The organism is Alloalcanivorax xenomutans (assembly GCF_900217905.1).
GTDB classification, from domain to species: domain Bacteria; phylum Pseudomonadota; class Gammaproteobacteria; order Pseudomonadales; family Alcanivoracaceae; genus Alloalcanivorax; species Alloalcanivorax xenomutans.
This window is the reverse complement of the sequence record NZ_OBMO01000001.1, coordinates 117,384-142,000: the sequence shown is the minus strand read 5'-3', so window position 1 is coordinate 142,000 and position 24,617 is coordinate 117,384. Positions and strand designations below refer to the sequence as shown.

At 61.7% G+C, this 24,617-nt stretch carries 23 protein-coding genes; 13 read left to right on the top strand and 10 right to left on the bottom strand.

What is annotated here, in order from left to right; genetic code table 11:
* Positions 1-66: 66 nt before the first annotated feature.
* The 9 genes from rpsF (at position 67) to CRO06_RS00625 (ending at position 7,544) form a co-directional block, all read left to right on the top strand.
* On the top strand, positions 67-408 hold the full coding sequence (gene rpsF / locus CRO06_RS00665) for a 30S ribosomal protein S6 (RefSeq protein ID WP_022993840.1): 342 nt from the start codon (positions 67-69) through the stop codon (positions 406-408).
* A complete protein-coding gene (gene priB, locus CRO06_RS00660) occupies positions 378-719 on the top strand; it encodes a primosomal replication protein N (RefSeq protein ID WP_309599193.1) in 342 nt (113 codons plus the stop codon). The genes rpsF and priB overlap by 31 nt, the downstream gene beginning before the upstream one ends.
* 17 nt (positions 720-736) lie before the next feature.
* On the top strand, positions 737-967 hold the full coding sequence (gene rpsR, locus CRO06_RS00655) for a 30S ribosomal protein S18 (RefSeq protein ID WP_014993157.1): 231 nt from the start codon (positions 737-739) through the stop codon (positions 965-967).
* Positions 968-982: 15 nt separating this feature from the next.
* A complete protein-coding gene (gene rplI, locus CRO06_RS00650) occupies positions 983-1,435 on the top strand; it encodes a 50S ribosomal protein L9 (protein ID WP_022993839.1) in 453 nt (150 codons plus the stop codon).
* Between the two features lie 151 nt (positions 1,436-1,586).
* Positions 1,587-2,978, top strand: coding sequence for a replicative DNA helicase (gene dnaB, locus CRO06_RS00645; protein WP_022993838.1), 1,392 nt, complete (start codon positions 1,587-1,589; stop codon positions 2,976-2,978).
* 20 nt (positions 2,979-2,998) lie between these two features.
* Entirely contained in the window at positions 2,999-4,063 is a 1,065-nt protein-coding gene (alr, locus tag CRO06_RS00640; protein WP_022993837.1) for an alanine racemase, read from the top strand.
* Positions 4,064-4,106: 43 nt separating this feature from the next.
* Positions 4,107-5,474 carry a DNA repair protein RadA gene (gene radA / locus CRO06_RS00635; RefSeq protein ID WP_022993836.1) on the top strand — a complete coding sequence of 456 codons (1,368 nt, stop codon included), beginning with the start codon at positions 4,107-4,109 and terminating at the stop codon, positions 5,472-5,474.
* Between the two features lie 52 nt (positions 5,475-5,526).
* Positions 5,527-6,177 carry a potassium channel family protein gene (locus CRO06_RS00630; protein ID WP_022993835.1) on the top strand — a complete coding sequence of 217 codons (651 nt, stop codon included), beginning with the start codon at positions 5,527-5,529 and terminating at the stop codon, positions 6,175-6,177.
* A complete protein-coding gene (locus CRO06_RS00625; RefSeq protein WP_022993834.1) occupies positions 6,174-7,544 on the top strand; it encodes a TrkH family potassium uptake protein in 1,371 nt (456 codons plus the stop codon). The genes CRO06_RS00630 and CRO06_RS00625 overlap by 4 nt, the downstream gene beginning before the upstream one ends.
* A gap of 132 nt (positions 7,545-7,676) precedes the next feature.
* Here the strand turns inward: CRO06_RS00625 and CRO06_RS00620 are convergent, their stop codons facing one another.
* From CRO06_RS00620 to CRO06_RS00600, 5 genes are all read right to left on the bottom strand, one after another.
* The gene (locus CRO06_RS00620) at positions 7,677-8,765 is read right to left on the bottom strand and encodes a PepSY-associated TM helix domain-containing protein (RefSeq protein ID WP_097057485.1); all 1,089 of its coding nucleotides are present in this window, start codon (positions 8,763-8,765) and stop codon (positions 7,677-7,679) included.
* A 15-nt stretch (positions 8,766-8,780) separates the two neighbouring features.
* Positions 8,781-10,904: a TonB-dependent receptor gene (locus CRO06_RS00615; RefSeq protein WP_097057484.1), complete on the bottom strand. Its 2,124-nt coding sequence runs from the start codon at positions 10,902-10,904 to the stop codon at positions 8,781-8,783.
* A gap of 144 nt (positions 10,905-11,048) precedes the next feature.
* Positions 11,049-11,831 carry a DUF547 domain-containing protein gene (locus tag CRO06_RS00610; RefSeq protein WP_097057483.1) on the bottom strand — a complete coding sequence of 261 codons (783 nt, stop codon included), beginning with the start codon at positions 11,829-11,831 and terminating at the stop codon, positions 11,049-11,051.
* Between the two features lie 22 nt (positions 11,832-11,853).
* Positions 11,854-14,010 carry an FAD-dependent oxidoreductase gene (locus CRO06_RS00605; RefSeq protein ID WP_097057482.1) on the bottom strand — a complete coding sequence of 719 codons (2,157 nt, stop codon included), beginning with the start codon at positions 14,008-14,010 and terminating at the stop codon, positions 11,854-11,856.
* Between the two features lie 19 nt (positions 14,011-14,029).
* Positions 14,030-15,073 carry a methyltransferase domain-containing protein gene (locus tag CRO06_RS00600; protein WP_026949444.1) on the bottom strand — a complete coding sequence of 348 codons (1,044 nt, stop codon included), beginning with the start codon at positions 15,071-15,073 and terminating at the stop codon, positions 14,030-14,032.
* 294 nt (positions 15,074-15,367) lie between these two features.
* On the opposite strand from CRO06_RS00600, the gene CRO06_RS00595 reads away from it, so the two are divergent.
* The 3 genes from CRO06_RS00595 (at position 15,368) to CRO06_RS00585 (ending at position 19,443) form a co-directional block, all read left to right on the top strand.
* Positions 15,368-15,871 carry a sigma-70 family RNA polymerase sigma factor gene (locus tag CRO06_RS00595; protein ID WP_097057481.1) on the top strand — a complete coding sequence of 168 codons (504 nt, stop codon included), beginning with the start codon at positions 15,368-15,370 and terminating at the stop codon, positions 15,869-15,871.
* Positions 15,868-16,818, top strand: coding sequence for a FecR domain-containing protein (locus CRO06_RS00590; protein WP_097057480.1), 951 nt, complete (start codon positions 15,868-15,870; stop codon positions 16,816-16,818). The genes CRO06_RS00595 and CRO06_RS00590 overlap by 4 nt, the downstream gene beginning before the upstream one ends.
* A gap of 246 nt (positions 16,819-17,064) precedes the next feature.
* Complete coding sequence (locus CRO06_RS00585) at positions 17,065-19,443, top strand: TonB-dependent receptor (protein WP_097057479.1); 2,379 nt, start codon at positions 17,065-17,067, stop codon at positions 19,441-19,443.
* A gap of 28 nt (positions 19,444-19,471) precedes the next feature.
* On the opposite strand, the gene CRO06_RS00580 is transcribed toward CRO06_RS00585, so the two are convergent.
* A complete protein-coding gene (locus CRO06_RS00580; RefSeq protein WP_097057478.1) occupies positions 19,472-20,236 on the bottom strand; it encodes a YiiX/YebB-like N1pC/P60 family cysteine hydrolase in 765 nt (254 codons plus the stop codon).
* A gap of 153 nt (positions 20,237-20,389) precedes the next feature.
* Between CRO06_RS00580 and CRO06_RS00575 the strand changes: the two genes are divergently transcribed.
* Positions 20,390-21,181 (top strand): helix-turn-helix transcriptional regulator, encoded by a 792-nt coding sequence (locus tag CRO06_RS00575; protein ID WP_022993827.1) that lies wholly within the window; start codon positions 20,390-20,392, stop codon positions 21,179-21,181.
* Here the strand turns inward: CRO06_RS00575 and CRO06_RS00570 are convergent.
* The 4 genes from CRO06_RS00570 to ettA form a co-directional block, all read right to left on the bottom strand.
* Positions 21,149-21,844: an HvfX family Cu-binding RiPP maturation protein gene (locus CRO06_RS00570; protein WP_080530463.1), complete on the bottom strand. Its 696-nt coding sequence runs from the start codon at positions 21,842-21,844 to the stop codon at positions 21,149-21,151. The genes CRO06_RS00575 and CRO06_RS00570 overlap by 33 nt on opposite strands.
* Before the next feature lie 70 nt (positions 21,845-21,914).
* Entirely contained in the window at positions 21,915-22,151 is a 237-nt protein-coding gene (locus tag CRO06_RS00565; protein ID WP_026949447.1) for an anti-sigma factor family protein, read from the bottom strand.
* Positions 22,145-22,759: an RNA polymerase sigma factor gene (locus CRO06_RS00560; protein ID WP_026949448.1), complete on the bottom strand. Its 615-nt coding sequence runs from the start codon at positions 22,757-22,759 to the stop codon at positions 22,145-22,147. Before CRO06_RS00560 ends, CRO06_RS00565 begins: the two co-directional genes overlap by 7 nt.
* A gap of 53 nt (positions 22,760-22,812) precedes the next feature.
* Positions 22,813-24,480 (bottom strand): energy-dependent translational throttle protein EttA, encoded by a 1,668-nt coding sequence (gene ettA / locus CRO06_RS00555; RefSeq protein ID WP_022993823.1) that lies wholly within the window; start codon positions 24,478-24,480, stop codon positions 22,813-22,815.
* Between the last annotated feature and the right edge of the window lie 137 nt (positions 24,481-24,617).

Below are 24,617 nucleotides of genomic sequence, written 5' to 3'. Positions count from 1 at the left end.
CGGTGGCGGGCGGACTCCTTGCTTCACCGATATTCGGGAAGCTGCCCAATCCGTAAGGAGCCAACAATGCGTCACTACGAAATCGTGTTCCTGGTCCACCCGGACCAGAGCGAGCAAGTGCCCGCCATGATCGAGCGTTACAGCGCGATCGTTACCGATGGCAAAGGCACCATCCACCGTCTTGAAGACTGGGGCCGCCGTCAACTGGCTTACCCGATCAACAAGATCCACAAAGCACACTATGTGATGCTGAATATTGAATGTGACGGCGAAACCCTCGCCGAGCTGGAAAACACCTTCCGGTTCAACGATGCCGTAATCCGTCACCTCGTAATTCGTCGCGAGAAGGCCATCACCGAGCCGTCCCCGCTGGCGAAATCCAACGAGAAGGAGGAGGCCGCCAGCTGATTTCCGAGCGTAATCACTGCGAGCTCACCGGCATCATCGTCACCCTTGAAAAGGTGGCCGTAACGCCGGGTGGCGTGCCCCGCCAGCGTCTCTGGCTGGAGCACCGGTCCCGGCAGCTTGAAGACGGCCATCCCCGTGAAGTCCAGGCCCGCATCGGGCTGGTACTCGCCGGCGGCAAGACCGCCCTGGCGAAGCACCTGAAGGAAGGACAACGGGTCAGAGTCGGCGGCTTTCTCAGCCGCGCCGGCTACAAGGGTGAAGCCCGGGACCGTTTGCAGTTGATCGTGGAAACACTGGAGCCCCTGGACTAGGAATCGAGGAGAAAACCATGGCCCGTTTTTATCGCCGTCGCAAATTCTGCCGCTTTACCGCGGAAGGTGTTGAGTACATTGATTTCAAGGATCTCGACACGCTGAAAGCCTACATCACCGAAACCGGCAAGATCGTGCCCAGCCGCATCACCGGCACCAAAGCACGTTATCAGCGCCAGCTGGCCAGCGCGGTCAAGCAGGCCCGCTTCCTGGCGCTGCTGCCGTACTCCGACAGCCACGACAATTAAGCCGAGGGGACCGTCATGCAAGTGATCCTGCTGGAAACCATCAAGAACCTGGGTGATCTGGGCTCCGTGGTGGACGTTCGCCCCGGCTACGGCCGTAACTTCCTGATCCCGCAAGGCAAGGCCCTGCCGGCGACCAAGGGTAACCTGGCCGAAGTAGAGGCTCGTCGCGCGGAACTGGAAAAACAAGCCGCCGAGCAGCTGGCGGCCGCTCAAGAGCGCGCTGACAAGCTGGCCGAAGCGTCCGTGACCATCGGCGCCAAGTCCGGTGACGAAGGCAAGCTGTTCGGCTCCGTCGGCACCCGCGACATCGCCGACGCCATCACCGAGCAGACCGGTGTGGAAATGTCCAAGGCCGAAGTGAAGCTCCCGCACGGCGCGCTGCGTCAAACCGGCGAGTACGAAATCGACCTGGCGTTGCACGCCGATGTGACCGTGACCATCAAACTGGCGGTGGTACCGGCCGAGTAATCACGGCCGCTATCCCGCGCCGGTTTGCCCCTCCCGGGGCGCGGTGACACAATCAAGGCACTGTCCGACCATCGGGCAGTGCCTTTTTGTTATATGATGTCCCGATTCGTATCACCCTTTCTCCGAGTCTTTGAATCAAAACGGACCCACCATGAACGAGTCTCTTGCGTTGGATGACCATCTTCCCGACAGCCTGCGTATACCTCCCCATTCCGTGGAAGCGGAACAAGCGGTGCTGGGCGGGCTGCTGCTCAATAATGAGGCCTGGGACGACGTTGCCGAGCGGGTCGGTGAAAAGGACTTCTACCGCAAAGAGCATCGGCTGATCTTCCAGGTGATCGGCCAGTTGGTGGAAGAGGAAAAGCCCAGCGATCTGGTTACCGTTTCCCAGGCCCTGACTCATCGTGGCGAGCTGGACGACGTGGGCGGTGCCACCTATCTCTCGGAACTGGCCCGCAACACGCCAAGTACCGCCAATATCAACGCCTATGCGGAGATCGTTCGCGAGCGCAGTATTTTGCGGCAGCTGATCCAGGTATCGCACAAAGTATCGGATCTGGCTTTCAATCCCAAGGGCAAGCCTTCCCTGGAAATCCTCGATACCGCCGAGTCGTCGATTTTCGAGATCGCCGAACAGCAGAAGAAGGGCTCTGGTCCGCAGAACATCAAATCGGTGTTGAAGAAAGCGGTGGACCGCATCGACGAGCTGTACCGCACCAAGAATTCCCTGACCGGGGTCACCACCGGTTTCGAGGAAATGGACAAGATGACCGCGGGTCTGCAGCCGTCGGACATGGTGGTGGTGGCGGGGCGGCCGTCCATGGGTAAGACCACCTTCGCCATGAACCTGTGCGAGAACGTGGCGATCAAGGCGGGCAAGCCGGTGCTGGTGTTCTCCATGGAAATGCCCGCCGATGCCATCGTCATGCGGATGCTGTCCTCCCTGGGCCGCATCAATCAGGGCGCGATCCGTTCCGGGCGTCTGGAGCAGGACGATTGGCCGCGTATTACCTCGGCGATCCAGATGCTCAGTGAACAGAAGTTCTTCATCGACGACACCGCCGCGCTCAGCCCGCTGGAAATGCGCGCCAGGGCGCGCCGGGTAGCGCGGGAATGCGGGGGGGAGATCGGCCTGATCATGGTTGACTATCTGCAGTTGATGCAGGTGCCCGGCGCCGATAACCGGGTTAACGAAATCTCGGAGATCTCCCGGAACCTCAAGGGGCTGGCCAAGGAGATGAACTGCCCGGTAATCGCCTTGTCGCAGTTGAACCGGTCGTTGGAGCAACGCCCGAACAAAAGGCCGGTGATGTCCGACTTGCGGGAATCCGGGGCGATCGAGCAGGACGCGGATTTGATCGTGTTCCTCTATCGTGACGAGGTCTACAACAAGGACACTCCGGAGAAGGGCATCGCCGAGATCATCATCGGCAAGCACCGGAACGGGCCCATCGGTACCGTGCGGCTGGCGTTCCGCGGCGAGTTCACCCGCTTCGACGATCTGGCGCCGGAGTACTACCAGCAGTATCAGGACAACGAATAGCCGGGGCGGGAGAGAACATCATGCGCGGTACCCGGTTACAGATACGGCCTGCGGCTCTGGCCCATAACGCCGGCCAAGCCCGGACACTGGCGGATGGCGCCCAGGTGTTCGCCATGATTAAAGCCAACGGCTACGGCCATGGTCTCACGCTGGCCGCCGATGCCGTGGCCGGCCAGGTGGACGGCCTGGGCGTGGCATTGATGGAGGAGGCCCGGGCGGTGCGTGAACACGGCGCCCGCGAGCCGATCCTGGTGGCCGAGGGCTTCTTCGATCAAGAGGAGATCGCGGAAGCGGCCCGTCTGGATGTGGAAGTGGTGGTGCACGCCGCCTGGCAGGTGGCCCTGTTAAGCAAACGGCCGGCGCCCCTGGGTGTCTGGTTGAAAATCAATACCGGCATGAACCGGTTGGGCATGGTGCCGGAGCAGGCGCGGGAACAGGCGGCGATACTGCGGGCCATTCCCGGTGTGCGTCTGCTCGGCCTGATGAGTCACTTTGCCTGCGCCGATCAGCAGGACGATCCGCTCAGTGAACGGCAGCTGGCGGAAGTGTTGGCACTGTCCGAGGAGCTGTTATTGCCGGTGACCGCCGCCAACTCCGCGGCTTTGATCCGCTACCCGGCGGCGCGCCGGCGGCGGGTCCGCCCCGGCATCATGCTGTATGGCTCATCGCCGTTTCCATGGCGCTCCGCCAGTGAATTGGGACTGCGCCCGACCCAGCGCTTCAGCGCCCGGCTGATCGCCGTGAATCCCATTGGCGCCGGACAGACAGTGGGATATGGCGCCACCTGGCGTGCCCCGGAAAGTGGCACCATCGGCGTGGTGGCGGTGGGCTACGGCGACGGCTACCCGCGCCACGCTCCCAATGGCACGCCGGTGGCGGTGAACGGCCGTCGCACAGAGCTGGTCGGCCGCGTTTCCATGGACATGATCACGGTGAGACTGGATGGCCTCGAGGCCCGAGTCGGCGACGAAGTGGAGCTGTGGGGAGACACCGTTTCCGTGGATGAGGTGGCCGCGGCCTGCGGCACCATCAGTTACGAGTTATTCTGTCAGATCACCGCCCGGCCGGAGCGGGTGGTCGGCTGACTGCGAGGGGCACCGCCCCCGAACCCGGCGTCGAGGAGAGTCCGTGGCGAAGAAGAAAACCGCTTTTGTCTGCACCGAATGCGGCGGGGATTTCCCCAAATGGCAGGGCCAATGTCCGGCTTGTGGGCAATGGAATACCCTGCAGGAATTCGTGGTGGACAGCGCCCCGTCCCGTGCCGGTGGCGCCGCCGGTCGCAGCGGCTTCAGCGGGCAACTGGCGGAAGTACGCAATCTGGATGAGATCGTTCTCGAGGAAACCCCGCGCATCAGTGCCGGCATGGGCGAGCTGGATCGCGTGCTCGGCGGTGGTCTGGTGCCCGGTTCCGCCATTCTGATCGGTGGCCATCCCGGTGCCGGCAAATCCACCTTGCTGTTGCAGACGCTGTGCCGTCTCGCTCATGCCCATGCCTGTCTTTATGTCACCGGCGAGGAATCCTTGTCCCAGGTGGCGATGCGCGCCGATCGTCTGAAGCTGCCCAAGGACAAGCTGCGGCTGGCGGCGGAAACCGATGTGGAGCGCATCATCGAGCTGGCTCGCAAGGAACAACCGCGCCTGCTGGTGGTGGATTCCATTCAGGTGATGTATCTGGCCGGCCTGCAATCGGCGCCGGGTTCGGTGGCTCAGGTGCGCGAGTGCGCGGCGGCGCTGACCCGCTTCGCCAAGCAGACCGGCACCGTGCTGCTGCTGGTGGGCCATGTCACCAAGGACGGCACCCTGGCCGGGCCCAAAGTATTGGAGCACATGATCGACTGCTCACTCATGCTCGAGGGTTCCTCCGATTCCCGTTTTCGCACTCTGCGTGGTTTGAAGAACCGCTTCGGCGCGGTCAATGAGCTGGGCGTATTCGCCATGACCGGCGAGGGGCTCAAGGAAGTGAAGAATCCGTCGGCGATTTTCCTCAACCGCGCCGAGGAAATCGCGCCGGGTTCCCTGGTCACCGTGGTGTGGGAAGGTACCCGGCCGTTGCTGGTGGAACTGCAGGCGCTGGTGGACGCCAGTCATTTCGGCAACCCCCGGCGTGTTTGCGTGGGCCTGGAAGCCAACCGGCTGGCCATGTTGCTGGCGGTGCTGCACCGTCACGGCGGTATCCAGGTCGGCGATCAGGACGTGTTCGCCAATGTGGTCGGCGGCGTCAAAATAGGCGAGACCTCCGCTGATCTGGCTCTGGTGCTGTCCATCGTGTCCAGCTTCCGCGACCGGCCGTTGGGACGGGATCTGGTGGTGTTCGGGGAAATCGGCTTGTCCGGAGAGATCCGTCCGGTACCGCAGGGCCAGGAACGGCTATACGAAGCGGTCAAACATGGTTTTCGCCGCGCCGTGATCCCCAAATCCAATCAGCCGCGCAACCTGCCGGACGGGGTGGAACTGATCGCCGTGAGCACTCTGGCGGAAGCGTTGGAGCAGTTGTGATGAGAAACCCGGCATCACGCTCTGACATTGGGTCCGGGACAAGGGAGCCGTTATGAAAAAGCAATTCGCCGTGCTTGGGCTGGGCAGTTTTGGCGAAGCCGTGGCGCTGGAACTGATGCGTTTGGGGCATCAGGTACTGGGTGTCGATAATCGGGAGAGCCAGGCCAATCGTCTGGTCGACAAACTGACGCAGACGGTGATCGCCGACGCCACCGACGAGGACGCCCTGCGTGAATTGGACCTGCCCAGTTTCGATGCCGTGCTGGTGGCCATCGGCGAACATATCGAGGCCAGTATCCTCTGCACCATGGCGGTGAAATCCCTGGAAGCGAAGGAAGTGTGGGTCAAAGCCATTACGCCGGTCCATCACCGTATCGTTGAAAAGCTCGGTGCCGACCGCGTTCTGCATCCCGAATATGAAATGGGATTGCGTGCCGCCCAGACCATGGCCCACCCCAATATGCTGGATTACATCAGCCTGGGGGATAACTACTTCGTTATCGAGATCCGCCCCGGCGAAGTGCTGGAGGATCGCCCGCTGTCGGATCTCAAGATCGAGGAGATTGGCGTGCGTCTGCTGGCCATCAAACATGGCCAGAACGTGGATTTGCAACCGAGTCCGCATCAACGGCTGAAGCGCAACGATCATCTGGTGCTGCTCGGTGAAGAACCGGCCCTGCGCCGATTCTCCGAGAGTTTATGAGAACCTGGTTTCCCGGACTCAGGGGCCGCACCGAGGCGGTCCTGTCCCTGCGTCATCCCTGGCGTTACAGTCCTCCGGCGATTCTTGCCGGCAGCTTCCTGCTGCTGATCGTGATCGGCACGGTTTTGCTATGGCTGCCGGTATCCGGCACGCCGCCGTTGACGCTCTTCCAGGCCCTGTTCACCGCCTGCTCGGCGGTTACCGTCACCGGCCTGGTGGTGGTGGACACCGGTTCTCATCTCAGCCCGTTTGGCCAGTCGGTGGTGTTGGGGTTGATGCAGCTGGGCGGCCTGGGCCTGATGACTTTCGCCGCGTTGACGCTGATGGCGCTGGGTGGCCGGTTGGGACTGCGCGGCCAACGTCTGGTACGCGAGGCCACCGACCAAACCTCGCCGGCGGATATGCTGGTGCTGGTCCGGCACACCGCGTTGCTGGCGTTGGTCATGGAAGCCATTGGAGCGGGGTTGCTGAGTGTGGTCTGGATTCCGGAGCTGGGGGTGGCGCGGGGCCTGTGGTTCAGTGTTTTCCATAGTGTCTCGGCGTTCAACAACGCCGGCTTCGCTTTACTGCCGGACAGCCTGTCACGATGGGCCGCCAATCCCATGGTCAACCTGGTGATCACCGCGCTGTTTATTATCGGTGGTCTGGGTTTCACCGTGCTGCTGGATCTGTGGCGCAAACGGCAATGGCGCACGCTTTCCCTGCACAGCAAGCTGACCCTGGCCGGCACCCTGGTTCTGTGTCTCGGCGCCTGGTTTCTGGTGCTCGGTTTTGAATGGAACAATGCCCGCACCTTGGGGGAATTGCCGGAATCCGGCCGGCTCTGGGCCGCCTGGTTCACCGCGGTGACACCCCGCACCGCCGGTTTCAATACCGTGGACATGGGCGGCCTGATGGCGCCCACGGTCTTGCTGATCATGTTTCTGATGTTCATCGGCGGTGGCAGCAACTCCACCGCTTCCGGTATCAAGGTGAGCACTTTCATGGTCATGCTGCTGGCCACGAGGGCGTTCTTGCGCGGTCGCCAGCGGCCCACGGTGTTCCGGCGCGCCATTGCCGTGGAGTCGGTATTCCGGGCCCAGGCGGTGGTGATGCTGAGCCTGCTTGCGGTGGCGTTGAGCGGATTCCTGATGGTGGTGCTGGAGCCGGGGCTGGCGGTGATGGACGTGTTGTTCGAGGCGTTTTCAGCGTTCTCGACAGTGGGCTTGTCCCGGGGCATTACCGGGGACCTGTCCTGGCCGTCCCAGTGTGTGCTGATGATGCTGATGTTCATGGGCCGCATCGGACCGCTGGCTCTGGCGTTCTCGCTGGCGCGGCCGCAAATACCGAAATTGCGCTACGTCGAGGACCGCGTGCAAATTGGCTGATGGTTTGAATGGGGCTCATTGCGGTCCTTTCCTACATGTGTAGGAGCCAGCCCTGCTGGCGAATAGGGCCTTGTAGCGACCTCTAATTTCATATCTCCTACGTTTTTGAATTTACGGGACGGCGAGGGGCGCTCAGCGCCGCCGCTTCAGCCGCCGTTTGCGCCACCACAAATAAACCCCGGTAACGAACAGCAGAGCAGGCAGCCCGCCGGACACGAACACCAGCCAGCGTCCGGGCAGCCCCAGCGCCTCGCCATTGTGCAGGGGAAACTGCCAGGCCAGCACGGTATCGGCGGCGCCCAGTTTGCGTTCGTCCCACACTTCCAGAATCTCGCCGCTGTATTGATCCACCCAGACCGAACTGGCCGCGTAGCGCTGCCAGTTGGATTCGGGCAGGACATAAGCCAGCCGGTAGCTGTCCCGTTGGGAACGTGGCAGGTAGACCCGGCTCAACCGGGCTCCGGGGAAGACCGGGGCCGCGGCGGCGACTGCCTGGTCCAGAGTCACCGGGGTGGATGCCGATGGCGCCGACCGGGGATTAGGTGCCGGCGTCACGGTGGCCAGAGTGGCGACGGCGCTGGTGATCGGCGCGCGAAACACCATGAACACCCCGGACAGCGCCACCACCATCAGCACCGGAAATAAATACAGACCGAGCGCGCCGTGCAGGTCGAAATAGAAACGGAAGCGGCCCTTGCCGCGTTCGATGGCGAGAGCGCGCCGCCAGCGCCCACGTTTGGGCCAGCGCAGATACACCCCGGTAATCGCGAACAGCGCCAGCAGAATGCCGCATACGCCGACCACGTACTTGCCGGTGGTACCGGCCAGCAGGGTGTAATGCAGACGGTAGATCCAGGTCATCGGATACGCCCCCCAGGTCCGCACGGCGGCGACCTTGCCGGTGTAGGGATCCACGTTCACCTGCAAGGGCCCCGGCGCGTCCGGTGGGGTATCGAAACGGACCAGATGGTAGTCGCCGCTGGTGCCGGGCAGGTAGAGCCGGCGAGGCTCGGCGCCATCCACGGCATCGCTGGCCCGTGACAGAATGTCCTGTAGCGGCAAAGGGGTGGCGGTGGAGGCCGGCGTGGTCAGCGCCGGCGTCAGCCATTGATCCAGCTGTGGATAAAACACCAGCAGGCTGCCGGTGACGCCGATCAGGGCAAGCAACAGGCCCGAGCCCAGACCGGCGTACAGATGCAGGGTAAAGATCAGCCTGCGCATGGGGAATGACGGTCCTTAGAAATCGAGGCTGTAGCCTACCGTAATCACGCGCCCGCGTCCCTTGAAGTACTGATCCTCGCGGTTGGTGGCACTCTGCGAGTAGTAGGTGAAATAGTCTTCGTTGAACAGATTCTCGATGCCGCCGGAGAGTTGGCCCTTGGGCAGTTGATAGACCAGGGAGAGATCCACCAGGTTGTAGCCGTCGAAGTTGGTGTTGTCGTCATCGAAGTGACGGCTGAAATAATGGGAGCCCTGAATTTGAGAGCGCAGGCGACTGGTCCAGCGGGCCTGCCAGCGCAGTGTCACACGGTCCGGGGCGATATTGCGGGCATCCAGGCGGCTTTCCAAATGGCCGTCGTCGTCGCCATCGTATTTGCCGCTGGTGTGAGCGTAGCTGGCGCTGAGATGATGGTTTTCTTCCACCTGCCAGCCGACCCGGGCTTCCACGCCGTTGATCTCGGTTTTTTCCCGTTTGACCTCGAAAAAGCCACTGCCATTGTCGGCCAGCCGGGCGCCCAGGTCCGAGTCGGATTCAAAGTAGCTGGCTTCGAAGGTCACCGGGTGCTGATTGATGCGAATCCCCACTTCGCGATTGTCGGTGACGATGGGGCGCAGATCCAGAAAGTCATCCACTCGCGCGCCATCGTCGCCAATGGCACGCAGCACACGGCCGACGTCCGGCATGCCGAACCCTTCCGAGTAGTTGGCGAACAATTGCAAGCCCTCCGTGATCTGGTAGGTCAGACCGCCGTTGAGCAAGGTCTCGTCGAAGCTGGGGTCGCCACCAACGACGCGATTGCCCTGTTTGTGGTCATCACCGTAGTAGGCCAGGGTGGTGAAGTCATCCACATCCAGTTTGGCGTACTCATAGCGGACCCCGGCCTGGGCGGTAAGGCGGTCGGTAACGCGCCATTCCCCTTGCAAGAAAGGAGCGATGTTCTGGAACCGGGTCTCTGGTACCCATTCGCGATCGGTGTGGACCAGTACCTGACTGGTCTCGTCCTGCAGAACGTCCAGGCCGGTGGTGAGTTTGACCCGTCCGTTGAAGAGGCCGTCCCGGTTCAGGGTGATTTTGCCACCGACCTTGTCGGACTCGTTCTGGGATTGATCGTAGATCCTGTCTTCACCGAGGGCCTCCGGGTCGACCTGAAAAGTATCGAACGTGCCACCACCGTAGCGGGCGCGGAACCGCTGGGTGTAAAGCTGAAGCTGGAGGTCGTTCCCGGCCAGATCCAGATTGTGATAGTTGAGGCTGGTGGTGAGCACCTCGTTACGGGTGGGTTTACCCTCCGGATCGCCTTTTTCGGAGGTGGTGGGCGTCCGGTTTCTTCGAACGCCATTCTCGATGACATAGTCGTGATTCCCTTCCAGGAAGAAGCGGTTCACGGTCAATTGCAGGTTCTGGTTGTCGTCGAACCAGTAGCCCACTTTCACCATCACGTCATGGCTTTCGGAGTCCATGATATCGCCCTGGGTGTTGTCCACGCCGATGGCATCGCCGTTGGCGTCATAGAACAGCCCGCGGGACTGGTAGGTGACGCCGGCCAGGTAGTCCCATTTGCCATGCAGCCCCTCCACCCGATAGTCCGCTTTGTAGCCGAGGCCGTCGGACTCATAGTCGGTGGGCGCGCTGACGCTGACGCCGGCGTGCTGGCGCACACGGTCGCCTTCCGGGCGGCGGGTGACGAAGTTGATGATGCCTCCGGTGGCCCCCAGGCCGTGCTCGGCGCTGGCGCCGTGAATCACCTCGATGCGCTCCACCATGGACAGATCAATGGTGTAGCCGTCACGGCTGCCGTCACGCAATGGATTGGACTGGGGCACGCCGTCCACCAGAAACAATGGATTGCGGCCCCGGAAGCTCTCGCCGGCATTGCTCAGTTTCTGCCGGCTCGGCGCATAGCCGGGAATCAGGTTGCTGAGTACCTGAGCCTGGTCGCCGGTGATGGCCAGTTGATCTTCCAGTTCCTGGCGGGTGATCACGGTGACTTTCTGTGGTGTTTTACCCACTTCCCCCTGGGACCGGCTGGCGGTGACCGTGACGGCATCCAGTTTGTGAGGATCGTTTTCGGCCATGGCCAGGGGGGCCAGGGTCAGTGACAGCAGAGAGACAGGCACGCCGAAGCGGAGAGGGCGCATGGGCGTTCTCCTTTTTTGTTGGTGAGAGTTATGTATCGTTTGTAAGGACGGGCGCTGACACTAAGACAAATGAGAATCGTTGTCTATTGCCGAATGGTTAAAACAGCGGTACCAAAGTGCTAGGACAATGCGTGCCCAGCGGCGTCACCGGGCACTGTTCAGGGACCAGTCATAGGACATGAAGCTCAGGTCCAGGATGCCTCTCCGCAGTGCTTCGGCGGTGTCCTCGGACAGCGCCAGGGGAGCATGGTAGCGGGCCAGCCAGCGGTGGAGCGTGCCGGCCGCGTCGGCGAAATCATCCCGGTACCATTTAAAAATGGGGGAGATCGCCAGGCGGTTTCGATCGGCGTCATAGCGGTTGCGTTGCCGGTCGGACAGGAAGCGGCGGGTGCTGTCCTCCAACTGCCGATCCAGTCTCTCGGCGGTGTAGGCTTCCGGGCGCAGCGCCGGGCAGCCCACCGAAGCGCAGTTCACGGCAAAATGAATGCGCGGATCCATGAGCTCCGGATTGCCGCGAATCAGGTCATGCTCCACTTCATCCAGGGTACGAGGCGTGCCCAGCAGCTCGAAGAAGCGCTGATCCCAGGGCCCGGAGAACAGGGAACCTATATCACGGATGGAATCCGGGCGCGGATCCTGATCGAGGATCAGCTTTACCGTGAAGGCATTGTAGGCGTTGATCAGGAACGCCAGTTGTTGATCCCGCTGAAAGCGCCTGAACTGCTGTTCGGATACGGTGCCAAGGCTGTCCAGGTAGTGATCCAGACGTGCCTGGTCGGCGGCGAAACCGTCGTAATCCACCTGTGACGTGGCACCACCGCGTACCCATTGCACATGGGCATTGAGCAGGGCGTCCCAGGTGGCGTGTTCGAAGGCCTGGGCGATGCCGGTGAATAGCAGCAGCAGAGTGACTATCACGGGGCGCATAGGGAAATCTCCGTTGCGGCGGTCAGCGTTGCCAGGCGTGGAAACGTTCCACCCAGCGCAACAATCGCTCTGGTTTGTGGTTCTTTTTCCATTCCCCCGCGGCGTATTTATTGGCCTCCGACAGGGTCGGGTAGATGTGAATGGTGCCAAGAATCTTGTTCAGCCCCAGTCCGTGCTTCATCGCCAGCACATACTCGCTGATCAGTTCGGCGGCGGATTCGCCGACGATAGTGACGCCAAGAATACGGTCCTTGCCGGGCTCGGTGAGCACCTTGACGAAGCCCTGATCCACGCCATCGGCGATGGCCCGGTCCAGATCATCAATACCGTACTTGGTCACCTCGTAGGGAATACCCTGTTGCCGCGCATCGTCCTCATTCAGACCCACGCGGGCCACTTCCGGGCTGGTGAAGGTGGCCCAGGGAATCACCCGATAATCCACCTTGAAGGATTTCAGCCGCCCGAACAGGGCATTCACCGCCGCGTACCAGGCCTGATGAGCGGCGGTGTGGGTGAACTGATAAGGGCCGGCCACATCACCGCAGGCATAGATGTTGGGGAAGCGGGTCTGCAGCCGCTCATTCACCTCTATGGTGCCGTTGGCCCGGGTGGTGATGCCCAGGGCCGACAGGCCCAGCCCCTCGGTATGGGCGCGCCGGCCCACCGCCACCAGCACCGCGTCGAAGGGCAGCACGGACTCCTGGTCCCGGTGTTCCACATGCAACTGGCTGGTGCCGTTCTCCACACTGAAACGCAGGGCCTTATGCTCCGTGAGTACACGCACGCCACTGTCTTCCAGGGCCGCGGTGACGGACGCGGCGGCGTCTTCGTCCTCCCGGGGCATCAGGCGTGATTGCATTTCCACCTGGGTGGTCTGGCTGCCAAGGCGGGAAAACGCCTGAGCCAGTTCGCAGCCGATGGGCCCGCCGCCGAGCACCAGAAGACGCTCAGGCAAAGCCTTCAATTGCCACAGCGTGTCGGAGGTCAGCGCCCGCACCTGGTCGATGCCGGGGATCGGTGGCACCAAGGGGGCTGCGCCGGTGGCCAGGATCACCGATCGAGTGGTGAGCCGGGTGGTGCCTTCGTTACCCTCGGTCGAATTATCCACTTCCACTTCCCAGGGGGAGATCAGGCGGGCATGGCCGTGCAGGCACTCCACCCCCAACTCGGTGTAGCGCCCCACGGAATCGTGGGGTTCGACTTTGCTGATCACCCGCTGTACCCGGGCCATGATATCGCTGAAGTCGAATTCGTTGGCAATGGAACGGAAACCGTAGTGGTGTGCCTGCTTTTCCAGATGGGCGATGCGGGCGCTCTTGAGCAGGGCCTTGGAGGGCACGCAACCGGTGTTGAGGCAGTCGCCCCCCATGCGCTGTTGCTCCACCAGGGTCACCTTCGCCTTCACCGTGGCGCCGATGTAGGCGCTGACCAGGCCGGCGGAACCGCCGCCGATCACCACCAGGTTACGGTCGAAATGGCGGGGCTTCTGATACCCGTGATAAATCCGCCGTGTCTGCCAAAGGCGGACAGGCAGCCGCGCCAGCCAGGGAAACAGGCCCAGCAGCGCAAAAGCGCCAATCAACCCCGGTGAGAGGATCCCGGAGAGGCTCTCCAGTTGTCCGAGTTGGGTGCCGGCGTTCACGTATACCGCCGTGCCGGCCAGCATGCCCAGTTGGCTAACCCAGTAGAAGGTGCCGGTGCGGATTGGTGTGAGCCCCATCAACAGGTTGATGACGAAGAACGGAAACACCGGGATCAGACGCAACGTGAACAGATAAAAGGCGCCGTCTTTTTCCACGCCGGCGTTGATCTTTTTCAACCGCTCCCCGAAGCGCTGTTGCACCGCGTCCTGGAACAGGAACCGGGAAGCCAGAAACGCCAGAGTAGCCCCCAGACTGGAGGCAAACGACACCAGCAGCAACGCCCACCAGAACCCGAACAGGGCGCCGGCCGCGAGAGTCAGGATGGCGGCGCCGGGCAAGCTGAGGGCGGTGACCAGCACATACAGCACGAAGAAACCGCCGAGTACCCGCAGGGGGTGTTCCCCTGCCAGCTCCTGAAAGGCCGCCTGTTGGGACTTCAGGTAGTCCAGACTCAGATACTGGCCGAGATCGAACAGGAAAAACGCCGCCACCAGCGCGGCAATCAGGAGCAGGAGAAAACCTTTCTTCGCTGTCATCGTCACCTCGTCGGTGTGCTCAACAGCAGCTTCCGCCGCTGGAGGAACTTTGCGTGTCTTCGAACGGCAAGCTCGTGCCACAGCCCTGAAAAATGCCGTAGTGGGTACTGAAATCGCCGATGTAGTCGAAGTGGGAATGGAATCGGCTTTCCGCCAGCATACGCCAGGTGTTGCCGCATACCGGGAAGACCTTGCCGGTGGGCAGGTAGTGGTGTCCGTCCAGCATGAAGCCGTGGGGGTGTTCTTCCACCGTGCCCTTGTAGATCACTGCCTGGCCATAATCCTCACAGGCGGGTTCCAGACCGTCGAGATTGAACAAACGGTAGGTGGCTGAGTAAAAGCGAATGTCGCCGAGCCTGGCTTCGATGGCCGGGTTGTCGATGGTCAGCCGGCGGGACTCCACCAGCCGGGGATCGGCAAAACCACACTGCTTGCTCAGAGTGAGAAAATCATTCCAGTAGAGGGCGCCCGACAGGCATTCTCCATAGAGCACCGGGTCTTGGGTGAGCGACTGCGGCACTCGCCGGTCCGCGTACACATCCGAGAAATAAAACTCGCCGCCGGGTTTCAGCAGATGTTTGACGTCCGAGATCACCTTCGCCTTGTCGGTACTGAGGTTGATCACGCAGTTGGAGACCACCACGTCGAAACTGCCGGGCTGCAGATCCAGTCGATCCAGTTCCTCGATGTAGCCCTCAAAAAAGGCAACGTTACTGTGGCCGTGGCCAAATTGATCACGGTGAAAATCCTGGTGGCGACGGGCCACCTCCAACTGCTCCCCGGTCATGTCCACACCCACCACCGAGCCCTGCTCGCCCACCAGGGCGGAGAGCAGATACACATCACGGCCGGAGCCGCAGCCCAGATCCAGGATCCTGGCGCCGCGCAAAGCCGCCGGTGCCACCAGGCCGCAGCCGTAGTAACGGCTGATCACTTCGTCATGGAGGCGTGCCAGCAGCGGCTTGAGGTAGTCCGGAGGCGTCTGGTCGCAGCACGCATTGGTTTGCAGGTCGCCACTGCCGGAAAGGCGCTTGCCGTAATAGTCCTGAACGTCGTCTCTCATCACTGTCTTCCTTCTTTGGTTCCGTGAATTGGATGCCCGGCGGCGGCGGTTGTTACGGACCGCCGGGCAATTTTAGTCTGTCGGATGAAGACGACCGTCGCGGTTTCGTCCGGGCGCCGATGCTGCGCTACTGGACAGGGTGGGCGGCAAAGCGTTGTAACGAAGGCTTAATCAGCGGTTTCTCCATGGTGTACAGAAAAACACATCCGGGCCCTTGTTATCCATAATTGATGATGGTTATCATTTCCATTCGTCACTCATTTGCCCTTCTGTCCACGTGGCAGCTCAGCCCCTATGTCCGATCCGTCACTGGAGACGCTTTACCGGCACCATCATAACTGGCTGCGAGCGGTGTTGTACCGGCGTTCGGGTTGCTCCGAACTGGCCGCGGATCTGGCCCAGGATACCTTCGCGAGGCTGTTGCACCGTGAAGACGACATTGTCGATATCCGCGAACCGAGGGCTTTTCTCGGGCGTATCGCCAACGGGTTGCTGGCTAATTACTGGCGTCGCAAGGCCATCGAGCAGGCCTATCTGGAGACGCTCCAGCAGCAGCCGGAACCCGTCGCGATATCGCCGGAAACCCGCTACCTGGTGATCGAGACCCTCTACCGCATTGATGTGCTGCTGGATGCGCTGCCCGCCAAGGTACGGCGGGTTTTTCTGATGTCCCGCCTGGATGGCATGCGCTATGTCGATATCGCCACCCGGCTGGCAGTGTCGGAAAGGACAGTGCGTAACTACATGGAGCAAGCTATGTTCCATTGCCTGAAGGCGGATCCGGGGCTACTACCATGAGCTCTGCGGAGGTTTCCGATGAGGCGTTGGAGCAGGCCGCCCGCTGGTTCGCCCTCCTTGGTGCCGATAACGTCAGCGAAGAGGACCGGGCGCACTGGCGTCAGTGGCTCAACGCCAGCGCCGGCAACCAAAGGGCCTGGGACAGGGTGGAGCGAATCGACCGCGCCTTTCACTCCATGCCGGTAAAGTCCGCCGGTGAGATCCTGAGCGATGCCGGGCGTCGCCGACGGCGCCTGTTGCGCGGTCTGGGCGGCGGGCTGTTGCTGGCGCCGCTGGGATGGTGGGGCTGGCGGCAGTTGCCCGCCGGTCTGGGAAGGGCGGACCTGCGCACCGCGGTGGGGGAAATTCATGAAGTGACGTTGCCCGATGGCAGCCGGCTGTGGCTGAACACCCACAGCGCGGTGTCTCTCGACTTCAGCTCTGTTGACCGCCAATTGCACCTGTGGGCTGGTGAGCTGTATCTGGAGACCGCCCGGGATACCCGGCCCATGCGAGTCACCACCGCCTTGGGCTCGGCGATGCCGTTGGGCACGTCCTTCGGTGTACGCCTCACCGAAGAGAATCTTCGGGTGCGGGTCGACCGTGGCCGGGTGGCGGTGAACGCCGCCGTTGGTGACGCCGGGGAGTGGCTGGTGGAAGCCGGGCAGGGCGTTGTCGTCGATGGCGAGGGGCGCCGGGAGCGCATACGCCCATCGGCGGAAGAGAACGCCTGGCGTGACAAGCTGCTGGTGGCCAATGGCCGGCGCCTGGGGGACTTCCTCGATGAGCTGGCCCGTTACCGGCGCGGGGTGCTCCGCTATGACCCGAGCGTGGCGGATCTGAAACTGAGTGGCGGTTTTCCGCTGGACGACACGGATCGCATTCTCCAGGTGCTGGAAGCAACCCTGCCGGTGAAAGTGACACGCCTGACACCCTGGTGGGTCAAGGTCGAATCCGTGTCACGCTGATATTCACTCAATGGGGGAGCACGGGGCGGACGGATTGCTGGCACAGAAAGGGCTCCTACAGCGGAGTTGTAGCGACCTCAGAATTTATGTCTCCAAGACCAGAAGAACACCTGCGCTTGCCGCTGTCCCTGATGGAGAGCAATTCTGTTTCCTTTTAAATCGCGACGAACTTTTTTTCCGGTTTTCGCTTTTCGCGGGGCTTAGATCACAAAGGCCCATGCGCAAAACGAAAAACAGGAGAACGACATGCTTTTCAGGCTTCGCCGCCAGCCCTTGGTGCTGGCTCTTTCCCTCCTTTTGCTGCCCTGCCTGGTGGAACGCCCGGTATGGGCCCAGGAGGCACCGACCGTCGCGCCGGTAACTGATAAGCAAAACTATGACATTGCCGCCGGCCCTCTGGCAGAAGGGCTCGCCCGTTTCGCCGCTCAATCCGGCTGGATCGTCTCCGCCAATGCCGCGATGACGGAAGGCCACCATACCCAAGGGGTGCGGGGCGCCTACACCCGGCAACAGGCGCTGGAGCGACTGCTGGCTGGAAGCGGTCTTGGCTGGCGGCGGGTGGATGAGCGCTCGGTGGTGCTGACGGCAGCGGCGGCTCCGGCGGTTCTGGAACCGGTGGCCGTTACCGCCAGCCGGTCGCAAGCGCAATTGGGGAAAACACCGCAGAAGGTCACCGTCATCACCCGGGAGCAGATCGAGGAACAGATGGCCATGACCAGCGACCAGTCCCTGGTGCTGAGCAGCCTGATTCCGTCCTATGCGCCGAGCCGGCAAAAGCTGACCAACTACGGTGAAACCTTTCGTGGCCGCAAGCCGCTGTTCCTGATTGACGGCGTGCCGCAATCGAACCCGCTGAGAGACAGCAGCCGGGAAAGCTACACCATCGATCTGTCCATGGTGGATCGCATCGAAGTTATCCACGGCGCCAGTGCCGAGCACGGTTTGGGCGCCACTGGCGGTATCATCAATTTTGTCACCCGGCGCCCGCAAGGCGACGATGTCCGCCAACACATCGCCACCAATATCAGCGCCCCCACCGGATTCGATTCCGACGGTGTCAGTTACATGGGCAGCTATCGGGTGGAAGGCATCGCCGGTAACTGGGATTACCTCGCCGGCGTCACCTATCACTCCCGTGGCTTGTTCCATGACGCCAAGGGAGACCCGGTGGGCATCGACCGCAGCCAGGGCGATATCATGGATTCCCAGGGCCATGATGTGATGGTGAAAATCGGCTACTGGTTCGATGACAATCAGAATCTGCAATTCACCGCCAACCGCTTTTTTCTCGAAAGCAACCACGACTACATGACCGTGGATGGCGATCGCTCCATCGGCAGGCCTACCACCTCGGTCAAGGGCGATCCCGGTGGCAAGCCGCCCCGCAACGAAGTGCTGACCACCAGTCTCAACTATCATCACCGTGATTTTCTGGGCAACGACGTGCAGGCCCAGGTGTATACGCAACGGTTCCGGGCCCGGTACGGCGGTGGTGTTTTTTCGGTGTTTCAGGATCCGGACATTGATCCCGATAACAACCTGTACGACCAATCGCAAAACGAGGCCGACAAGATTGGCGGCAAGTTCACGTTGAACCGGGATGGTCTTTTCGATGGCCGGGTCAAACTCACCGCCGGTTTCGACGTGATTCAGGACGAGACCAGCCAGATCATGGTGCTGACCCATCGGGAATGGGTGCCGGAGACCCGGTTCCGCAATATCGCGCCTTTCCTGCAGGGGCTCTGGCGAGTTAATGAGCGACTCTCAGCCCAGGCCGGTGTTCGCTATGAGTACGCTGAGCTGGACGTGGATGACTTCACCACGCTGGCATCCTATGGCGGTGCCCACATCACAGGCGGCACCCCCAGCTACGATGAAACACTCTATAACGCCGGTCTCACCTATCAGATCACGGACGGCTGGCAGCTGTTCGCCAGCTACGCGGAAGGCTTCGGGCTGCCGGATGTGGGCCGGGTGTTGCGTGAGATCGACGATCCCAACACTGACCTCGAGAAATTCCTGGACCTGCGCCCGATCATTACCGAAAACCGCGAGGTCGGGCTGCGGTTTCACCAGCATCCGGTGGACTTCGAGGTCAGCTACTACCAATCCGATTCCGATCTGGGGCAGCGTCTTGAACAGGATCCCGATGGCTTCACCAAGGTGCGCCGAGAGAAGACCGAGATTGACGGCCTGGAAGCCAGTGTGGGCTGGCAGGTTCTGGAAAAACACCGCCTCAGTGCCAGCTACGCCAAAGTTCGTGGCCGTTATGACAGCAACGAGGACGGGCATGTGGACACCAAACTGGATGGCCGCAATGTGGCGCCGGATCGCCTGACGCTGAGGTGGCAGGCCAACTGGACCGGGAAGCTGCGCTCCCAGATCCAGGGTACCCATTACTTCAGCCGACATTTCGACGAACCGGAGAAACGCTTCGAGGGCTACAACCTGGTGGATCTGTCCGTGATCTATCAGTTACCGAAGGGGCAGTTGAGTGGAGGGCTGGAAAACCTGTTCAACGAGGATTATTTCACCTACTACTCACAATCCGGAACCACCACCAATAGCCAGTATTTCAAGGGACGTGGCCGTGTCGTGACGGTGGGTTACAGTCTGGACTTCTAGCGGGCCTAGCGGCGATGGAAAAGGGGGATCAGTGATCCGATACCGTCGCCGCGCTTTCCGGTGACCAGCTGACCCGATAGGGATCGAAACCCCGCAGAGACGGCTTAATCACCTGAAAATACGGCGAAATGTCGAAGTCTCTTGGCGCGAACAGACTGTAGTGTCGAATATGCAGGATTTCCCGGCAGTAGCCCCGTTGGGCCGGATCGCACTGATTTTCCCATTCAACCTCGGGCAGGATCGGATAGCGCACCGACTGAAACGCCTGCGCGATCAGCGTGGAGCAGATGGCGCGGGTGGGATCGCCACTGCCCAGCGCCAGCATGCGGCGGCGCCAGCGGCTGGGGGCGGGCGGTGTCTGGATCAGGTAGCGGGCCAGGTCGATGATATTGCGCAGATCATAGCGGTATCCCACCCGCTCACGGGCGTAGCTCACCACCCGCGCCAGGTCTTCGGCGGTGAGCCCCACGCTTCGGCAGATCCGGGTGTGAAAGCCGCGATAGTGATCAAGCGGAACCTCGCGTACACCCTGTTCCAAATCCGCTTCGATCAGCCGGCAATGCCGCGGTGAGGGGCCGGTGTCGACCACCAGAGCGGCATGGGACCAGGTGGACTGGGTCAGATATTTTACCGCCGAGCTGAAACGGCTGGTGCCTTCCACCAACAGTACGTCGCCCACTTGCACCGTGTCCGCCAGCCGCTGCAGCCCGGTGGCGGGGGCCAGCGACAGATGCGGCCGGGGACGAGCCAGATAACGCACCAGACAGCGGCCTAACCACCAGCGCACACCCATGATTCACCTCTTATTAGCGTTTACTGGAACCATAACGCAATCGAATGAGGAACAGGAGATGAGACGTGGGCAAGGGCCGGACTTGGTATATCGTGGCGGATGATGGGTAGAATGGGCGCAAGCCTGCCCTGGGGGTCAACAATAATCCGTTTCATGTCCAATACCGTTCGCGAGCACATTCATCGTATTTGGGATCGACTGGCCGATTTTCCCGAGCCGCTACTGGGAACGGATGGGTTGCGTTACCTGCTGGAATCCATCAGCGAGCTGATTGATGCCGATCATGGCTATTGGCTCAGCTGTTTCCTGCTCGGCCATCTGGATGCCGATAAGGACCCGATGCTGGGCTGGCGGCCTGGCCCCATGTTTTTCTACAAGGAAATGCCCGACGACAAGTCGGTGGTGAAGAACAACATGGAAAAGTTCGAAGCGGGGGAATACCCGGTGGATGAAAGCACGCGTAATCATGTGCGCCAGGCCGGGTGTTTTCGCGCCACGCTGATGCGGGACCACGTTTCGGCGGAGTTCTTCAACGGACCACACTATCGGCATTATTATCAACGCCGCAACATCACCGACACCCTCTTCGTGGCGGCGCCGGTCAATACCGACACCGAGGTCTATTTCTGCTTCAATCGGGTCGGCAGTGAGCAACCGTTTGGCAAAGCCGAACTGGATGTGGCCGCGGAGACGTTGCGCAGCCTGGGGTGGTTTCACAAAAAGGTGCTGCTCGGCCATGGCCTGTTGATTGCCCGGCAGCCACTCACGCCCACCGAAAAGAAGGTGATGCATCATCTGTTGACTGGCTTGGCGGAAAAGCAGATCGCGGAGAAGCTGGACCAGAAGGCCGACACCACCCATAAGCATGTCGGCAGTATCTACCGTAAATTCAATGTCAGGAGCCGCGCCGCCCTAACGGCTCTCTGGCTGGGCCAGCGGAACTGAGTCTTTCTGTCCTGTTGCCGTCAGAAAGCGGGCGACCCAGTAATCCAGGCTCAGGAAGCGGCCCGCGCCATGAAAAAACAAGACCATCAACATGAGCAGGTAAGTGGCGGCGAACTCGATGCCGTTATTGAGCACCACGAAAGAGCCTTTCTCCGTTAACCAGTCGTAGTGCCCATGTTCTTGCAACAGGCGGCGGGCTTGCCCCAGCCGCTCGCCGACCCCGGCGCTGTTTTCAAGGCTTGCCTCGGCGGCGGGGATGCCCAGCGCCGCCAGTGGCCGCGCCATGCTGGTTTCCGCATTGGAAGGGGCAATGGCGAACCAGCCATTGGGCCAGTGCACGGCGAAGATGGCGACCAGCATGGTGGCCATCAAGGGCACGCTGACAAGGCGGGTGGCGAGGCCCAGAAGGAGAAGAACACCGCCGATCAATTCGGCGGCGGTGGCCATGAACGCCAGCAGCCAGGGAAAAGGAAGGCCCAGGCCCCAATCCGGGTTGCCGAACCAGGCGACGGTGGCGTCGAAAGCGCTCAGCTTGTTGAGACCGGCGCTGAAAAATACCGGCGCCAGGTACAGCCGCAGCGCCAGCGGCGCCAGAAAGTCCAGGGAACGGGCGCGATCCAGCAGCGCCTGAACGCGAGAGCCTGCGAGAGCGGGGAGGGACATACCGGCATCCTGTTTTGGGGAAGATGAGATATGGATGCGGTGGCGATGTGAATGTTACAGGTGGCGCCGGTCAGGAAGGCGGGGGTGGCAACCGGGCCAAGATGGCGTCCACCTCGCCATCGTCCAACGGCGCCACCGGAGTCTGTTGGCGCAGATGTTCGGTGAGGGCGTCCAATTGCCGTACATAGCGGCGGCAATGGCGGCAGATCATAAGATGGGTGCGCAGAGCCAGGCGTTCGCCAAAGCTCAGCGGCGTGCCATCGATCAGAGCGTCGGCGCGTTGTACCACCTCTTTGCATTTCAGCATTCGCCGGTCTCCTGGAAATGGTCCACCAATTGAAACAGCCGCGTGCGGGCGCGATGCAGCAGTACCCTGACATTGGATGGGCTGATATCGAGAATGTTACAGATGGCGCCGAAATCCAGGCCCTGGATATCGCGCAACTCCAATACCAGCCGCTGATTGTCCGGCATGGCATCAATATGCTTTTCCATGCAGTGCTTCAGCTCGTCCCGGGTCAGTAGCGCGTCCGGGCCGTGCAACGTCCAGGTGAGCGGCGGCGTTTGCCAGTGACCGTCGCCGCGAAAGCGATGGGCCAGGGCATCGCCGGTGTCCTCGGTGGGATCGAACTGGATCTCGCGGCCCTGACGGCGTAGTTGCATGCGTGCCTGGTTGATGACGATGCGAGTGAGCCAGGTGAGCACGGTGCTGCGGCCTTCGAAGCGGGCCAGGGCGCCATGGGCGGCGATCCAGCTTTCCTGTACCGCTTCCTCGGCGTCCGCCGGTTGCAGCAGGCGGCGGGCGGTACCGAGAAGCCGGGGGTGGTAGTGCTTTACCAGCAAGGCGAAAGCGGCGCGGTCGCCATCACGCAGGCGCTCGACAAAGTCGGGGGTTTCCAGTTGCGATTCGCTCATTGGCGGCGGTTTCCGCTTGCTAAGGGCGCCCGGCGCGGCGGGCGCCCTTATGGTCACACCTCGATACGTTTGTACTTCATGCGCTTGGGTTGCAGGGCATCGTCGCCCAGCTGCTTGCGCTTGAACTCTTCGTATTCGGTGTAGGAGCCCTCGAACCACTCCACCTGGGCATCGCCTTCGAAGGAGAGGATGTGGGTAGCCACCCGGTCCAGGAACCAGCGGTCGTGGGAGATCACGATGGCGCAACCAGGGAACGCCAGCAGCGCTTCCTCAAGGGCCCGCAGGGTTTCCACGTCCAGGTCGTTGGTCGGTTCGTCCAACAGCAGCACGTTGGCGCCCTGCTTGAGCAACTTGGCCAGGTGCAGACGGTTGCGTTCGCCGCCGGACAGGTCCTTCACCCGTTTCTGCTGATCGGCGCCCTTGAAGTTGAAGCGGCCCAGGTAGGCGCGGCTGGGCACTTCATAGTTGCCGATCCTGAGAATATCCAGACCGTCGGAGACTTCTTCCCACACGGTCTTGTTGCCGTCCAGGTCCTCGCGGCTCTGATCCACGTAGGCCAGATCCACGGTGTCACCGATCTCGATCTCGCCGCTGTCCGGTGTCTCCTGTCCGGCGAACATGCGGAACAGCGTGGTTTTACCTGCGCCGTTGGGGCCGATAATGCCGACGATGGCGCCGCGTGGCACCGAGAAGTTCAGATTCTCGTAGAGCAGCTTGTCATCGAAGTGTTTGCTGACGTCCTTCACTTCGAACACCTTTTCGCCAAGGCGCTCGCCCGGTGGGATGTACAGCTCCTGGGTTTCATTGCGCTTCTGGAATTCCTGGCTGGCCAGTTCCTCGAAGGCGGACACCCGGGCCTTGTTCTTGGCGCGGCGGCCTTTGGGATTCTGCCGCACCCACTCCAGTTCTTTTTCCACCGTCTTGCGGTGCGCGGATTCGCTCTTGGCTTCCTGCTCCAGGCGCTGCTCCTTTTGCTCCAGCCAGGAGGAATAGTTGCCTTTCCAGGGGATGCCTTCGCCGCGGTCCAGTTCCAGGATCCATTCGCAGGAGTTGTCCAGGAAGTAGCGATCGTGGGTCACCGCCACCACGGTGCCGGGGAATTCGTGCAGGAAGCGCTCCAGCCAGGCCACCGATTCGGCATCCAGGTGGTTGGTGGGCTCGTCCAGCAACAGCATATCCGGGGCGCTCATCAGCAGCCGGCACAGGGCCACCCGGCGCTTCTCGCCCCCGGACAGGTTTTTCACCGAGGCGTCCCAGGGCGGCAAGCGCAAGGCGTCGGCGGCGATGTCCAGTTTGCGCTCCAGATTGTGGGCGTCGGCGGTTTCGATGATCGCTTCCAGCCGTGCCTGCTCCTCGGCCAGCTTGTCGAAGTCGGCGTTTTCTTCCGCGTAGGCGGCATACACCTCTTCCAGCCGCGTTTGGGCGTTGCGGATCTCGGACAGTGACTCTTCAACGATCTCTCGTACGTTCTTTTCCGGATCCAGCTCCGGCTCCTGGGGAAGATAGCCGATATTGATGCCGGCCATCGGGCGGGCTTCGCCGATGAAGTCCTTGTCCACCCCGGCCATGATTTTCAGCAGGGTGGATTTCCCCGCGCCGTTGAGACCGAGCACGCCGATCTTGGCGCCGGGGAAGAATGACAGGGAGATGTCCTTCAGGATCTGCTTCTTCGGGGGGACCACCTTGCCCACCCGGTCCAGGGTGAAGATGTATTGAGACATAGAAAATGGCTTGCCTGACAGTGCGTTAAGGCCCCGCTAGGCGGGGGCCGGGGTGTGGCGCCTAAACTAACCGAAGGCGGGGGAGGATGAAAGCCCGGTGCGTGTCCGGACCCTCAAGAACCGGTGGGCTCCGCCGA

Coding starts and splice junctions, on each gene's coding strand:
- rpsF (WP_022993840.1), top strand. CDS start 67: ATGCGTCACTACGAAATCGTGTTCCTGGTCCACCCGGACCAGAGCGAG.
- rpsR (WP_014993157.1), top strand. CDS start 737: ATGGCCCGTTTTTATCGCCGTCGCAAATTCTGCCGCTTTACCGCGGAA.
- rplI (WP_022993839.1), top strand. CDS start 983: ATGCAAGTGATCCTGCTGGAAACCATCAAGAACCTGGGTGATCTGGGC.
- dnaB (WP_022993838.1), top strand. CDS start 1,587: ATGAACGAGTCTCTTGCGTTGGATGACCATCTTCCCGACAGCCTGCGT.
- alr (WP_022993837.1), top strand. CDS start 2,999: ATGCGCGGTACCCGGTTACAGATACGGCCTGCGGCTCTGGCCCATAAC.
- CRO06_RS00630 (WP_022993835.1), top strand. CDS start 5,527: ATGAAAAAGCAATTCGCCGTGCTTGGGCTGGGCAGTTTTGGCGAAGCC.
- CRO06_RS00625 (WP_022993834.1), top strand. CDS start 6,174: ATGAGAACCTGGTTTCCCGGACTCAGGGGCCGCACCGAGGCGGTCCTG.
- CRO06_RS00620 (WP_097057485.1), bottom strand. CDS start 8,765: ATGCGCAGGCTGATCTTTACCCTGCATCTGTACGCCGGTCTGGGCTCG.
- CRO06_RS00615 (WP_097057484.1), bottom strand. CDS start 10,904: ATGCGCCCTCTCCGCTTCGGCGTGCCTGTCTCTCTGCTGTCACTGACC.
- CRO06_RS00610 (WP_097057483.1), bottom strand. CDS start 11,831: ATGCGCCCCGTGATAGTCACTCTGCTGCTGCTATTCACCGGCATCGCC.
- CRO06_RS00605 (WP_097057482.1), bottom strand. CDS start 14,010: ATGACAGCGAAGAAAGGTTTTCTCCTGCTCCTGATTGCCGCGCTGGTG.
- CRO06_RS00600 (WP_026949444.1), bottom strand. CDS start 15,073: ATGAGAGACGACGTTCAGGACTATTACGGCAAGCGCCTTTCCGGCAGT.
- CRO06_RS00595 (WP_097057481.1), top strand. CDS start 15,368: ATGTCCGATCCGTCACTGGAGACGCTTTACCGGCACCATCATAACTGG.
- CRO06_RS00590 (WP_097057480.1), top strand. CDS start 15,868: ATGAGCTCTGCGGAGGTTTCCGATGAGGCGTTGGAGCAGGCCGCCCGC.
- CRO06_RS00585 (WP_097057479.1), top strand. CDS start 17,065: ATGCTTTTCAGGCTTCGCCGCCAGCCCTTGGTGCTGGCTCTTTCCCTC.
- CRO06_RS00580 (WP_097057478.1), bottom strand. CDS start 20,236: ATGGGTGTGCGCTGGTGGTTAGGCCGCTGTCTGGTGCGTTATCTGGCT.
- CRO06_RS00575 (WP_022993827.1), top strand. CDS start 20,390: ATGTCCAATACCGTTCGCGAGCACATTCATCGTATTTGGGATCGACTG.
- CRO06_RS00570 (WP_080530463.1), bottom strand. CDS start 21,844: ATGTCCCTCCCCGCTCTCGCAGGCTCTCGCGTTCAGGCGCTGCTGGAT.
- CRO06_RS00565 (WP_026949447.1), bottom strand. CDS start 22,151: ATGCTGAAATGCAAAGAGGTGGTACAACGCGCCGACGCTCTGATCGAT.
- CRO06_RS00560 (WP_026949448.1), bottom strand. CDS start 22,759: ATGAGCGAATCGCAACTGGAAACCCCCGACTTTGTCGAGCGCCTGCGT.
- ettA (WP_022993823.1), bottom strand. CDS start 24,480: ATGTCTCAATACATCTTCACCCTGGACCGGGTGGGCAAGGTGGTCCCC.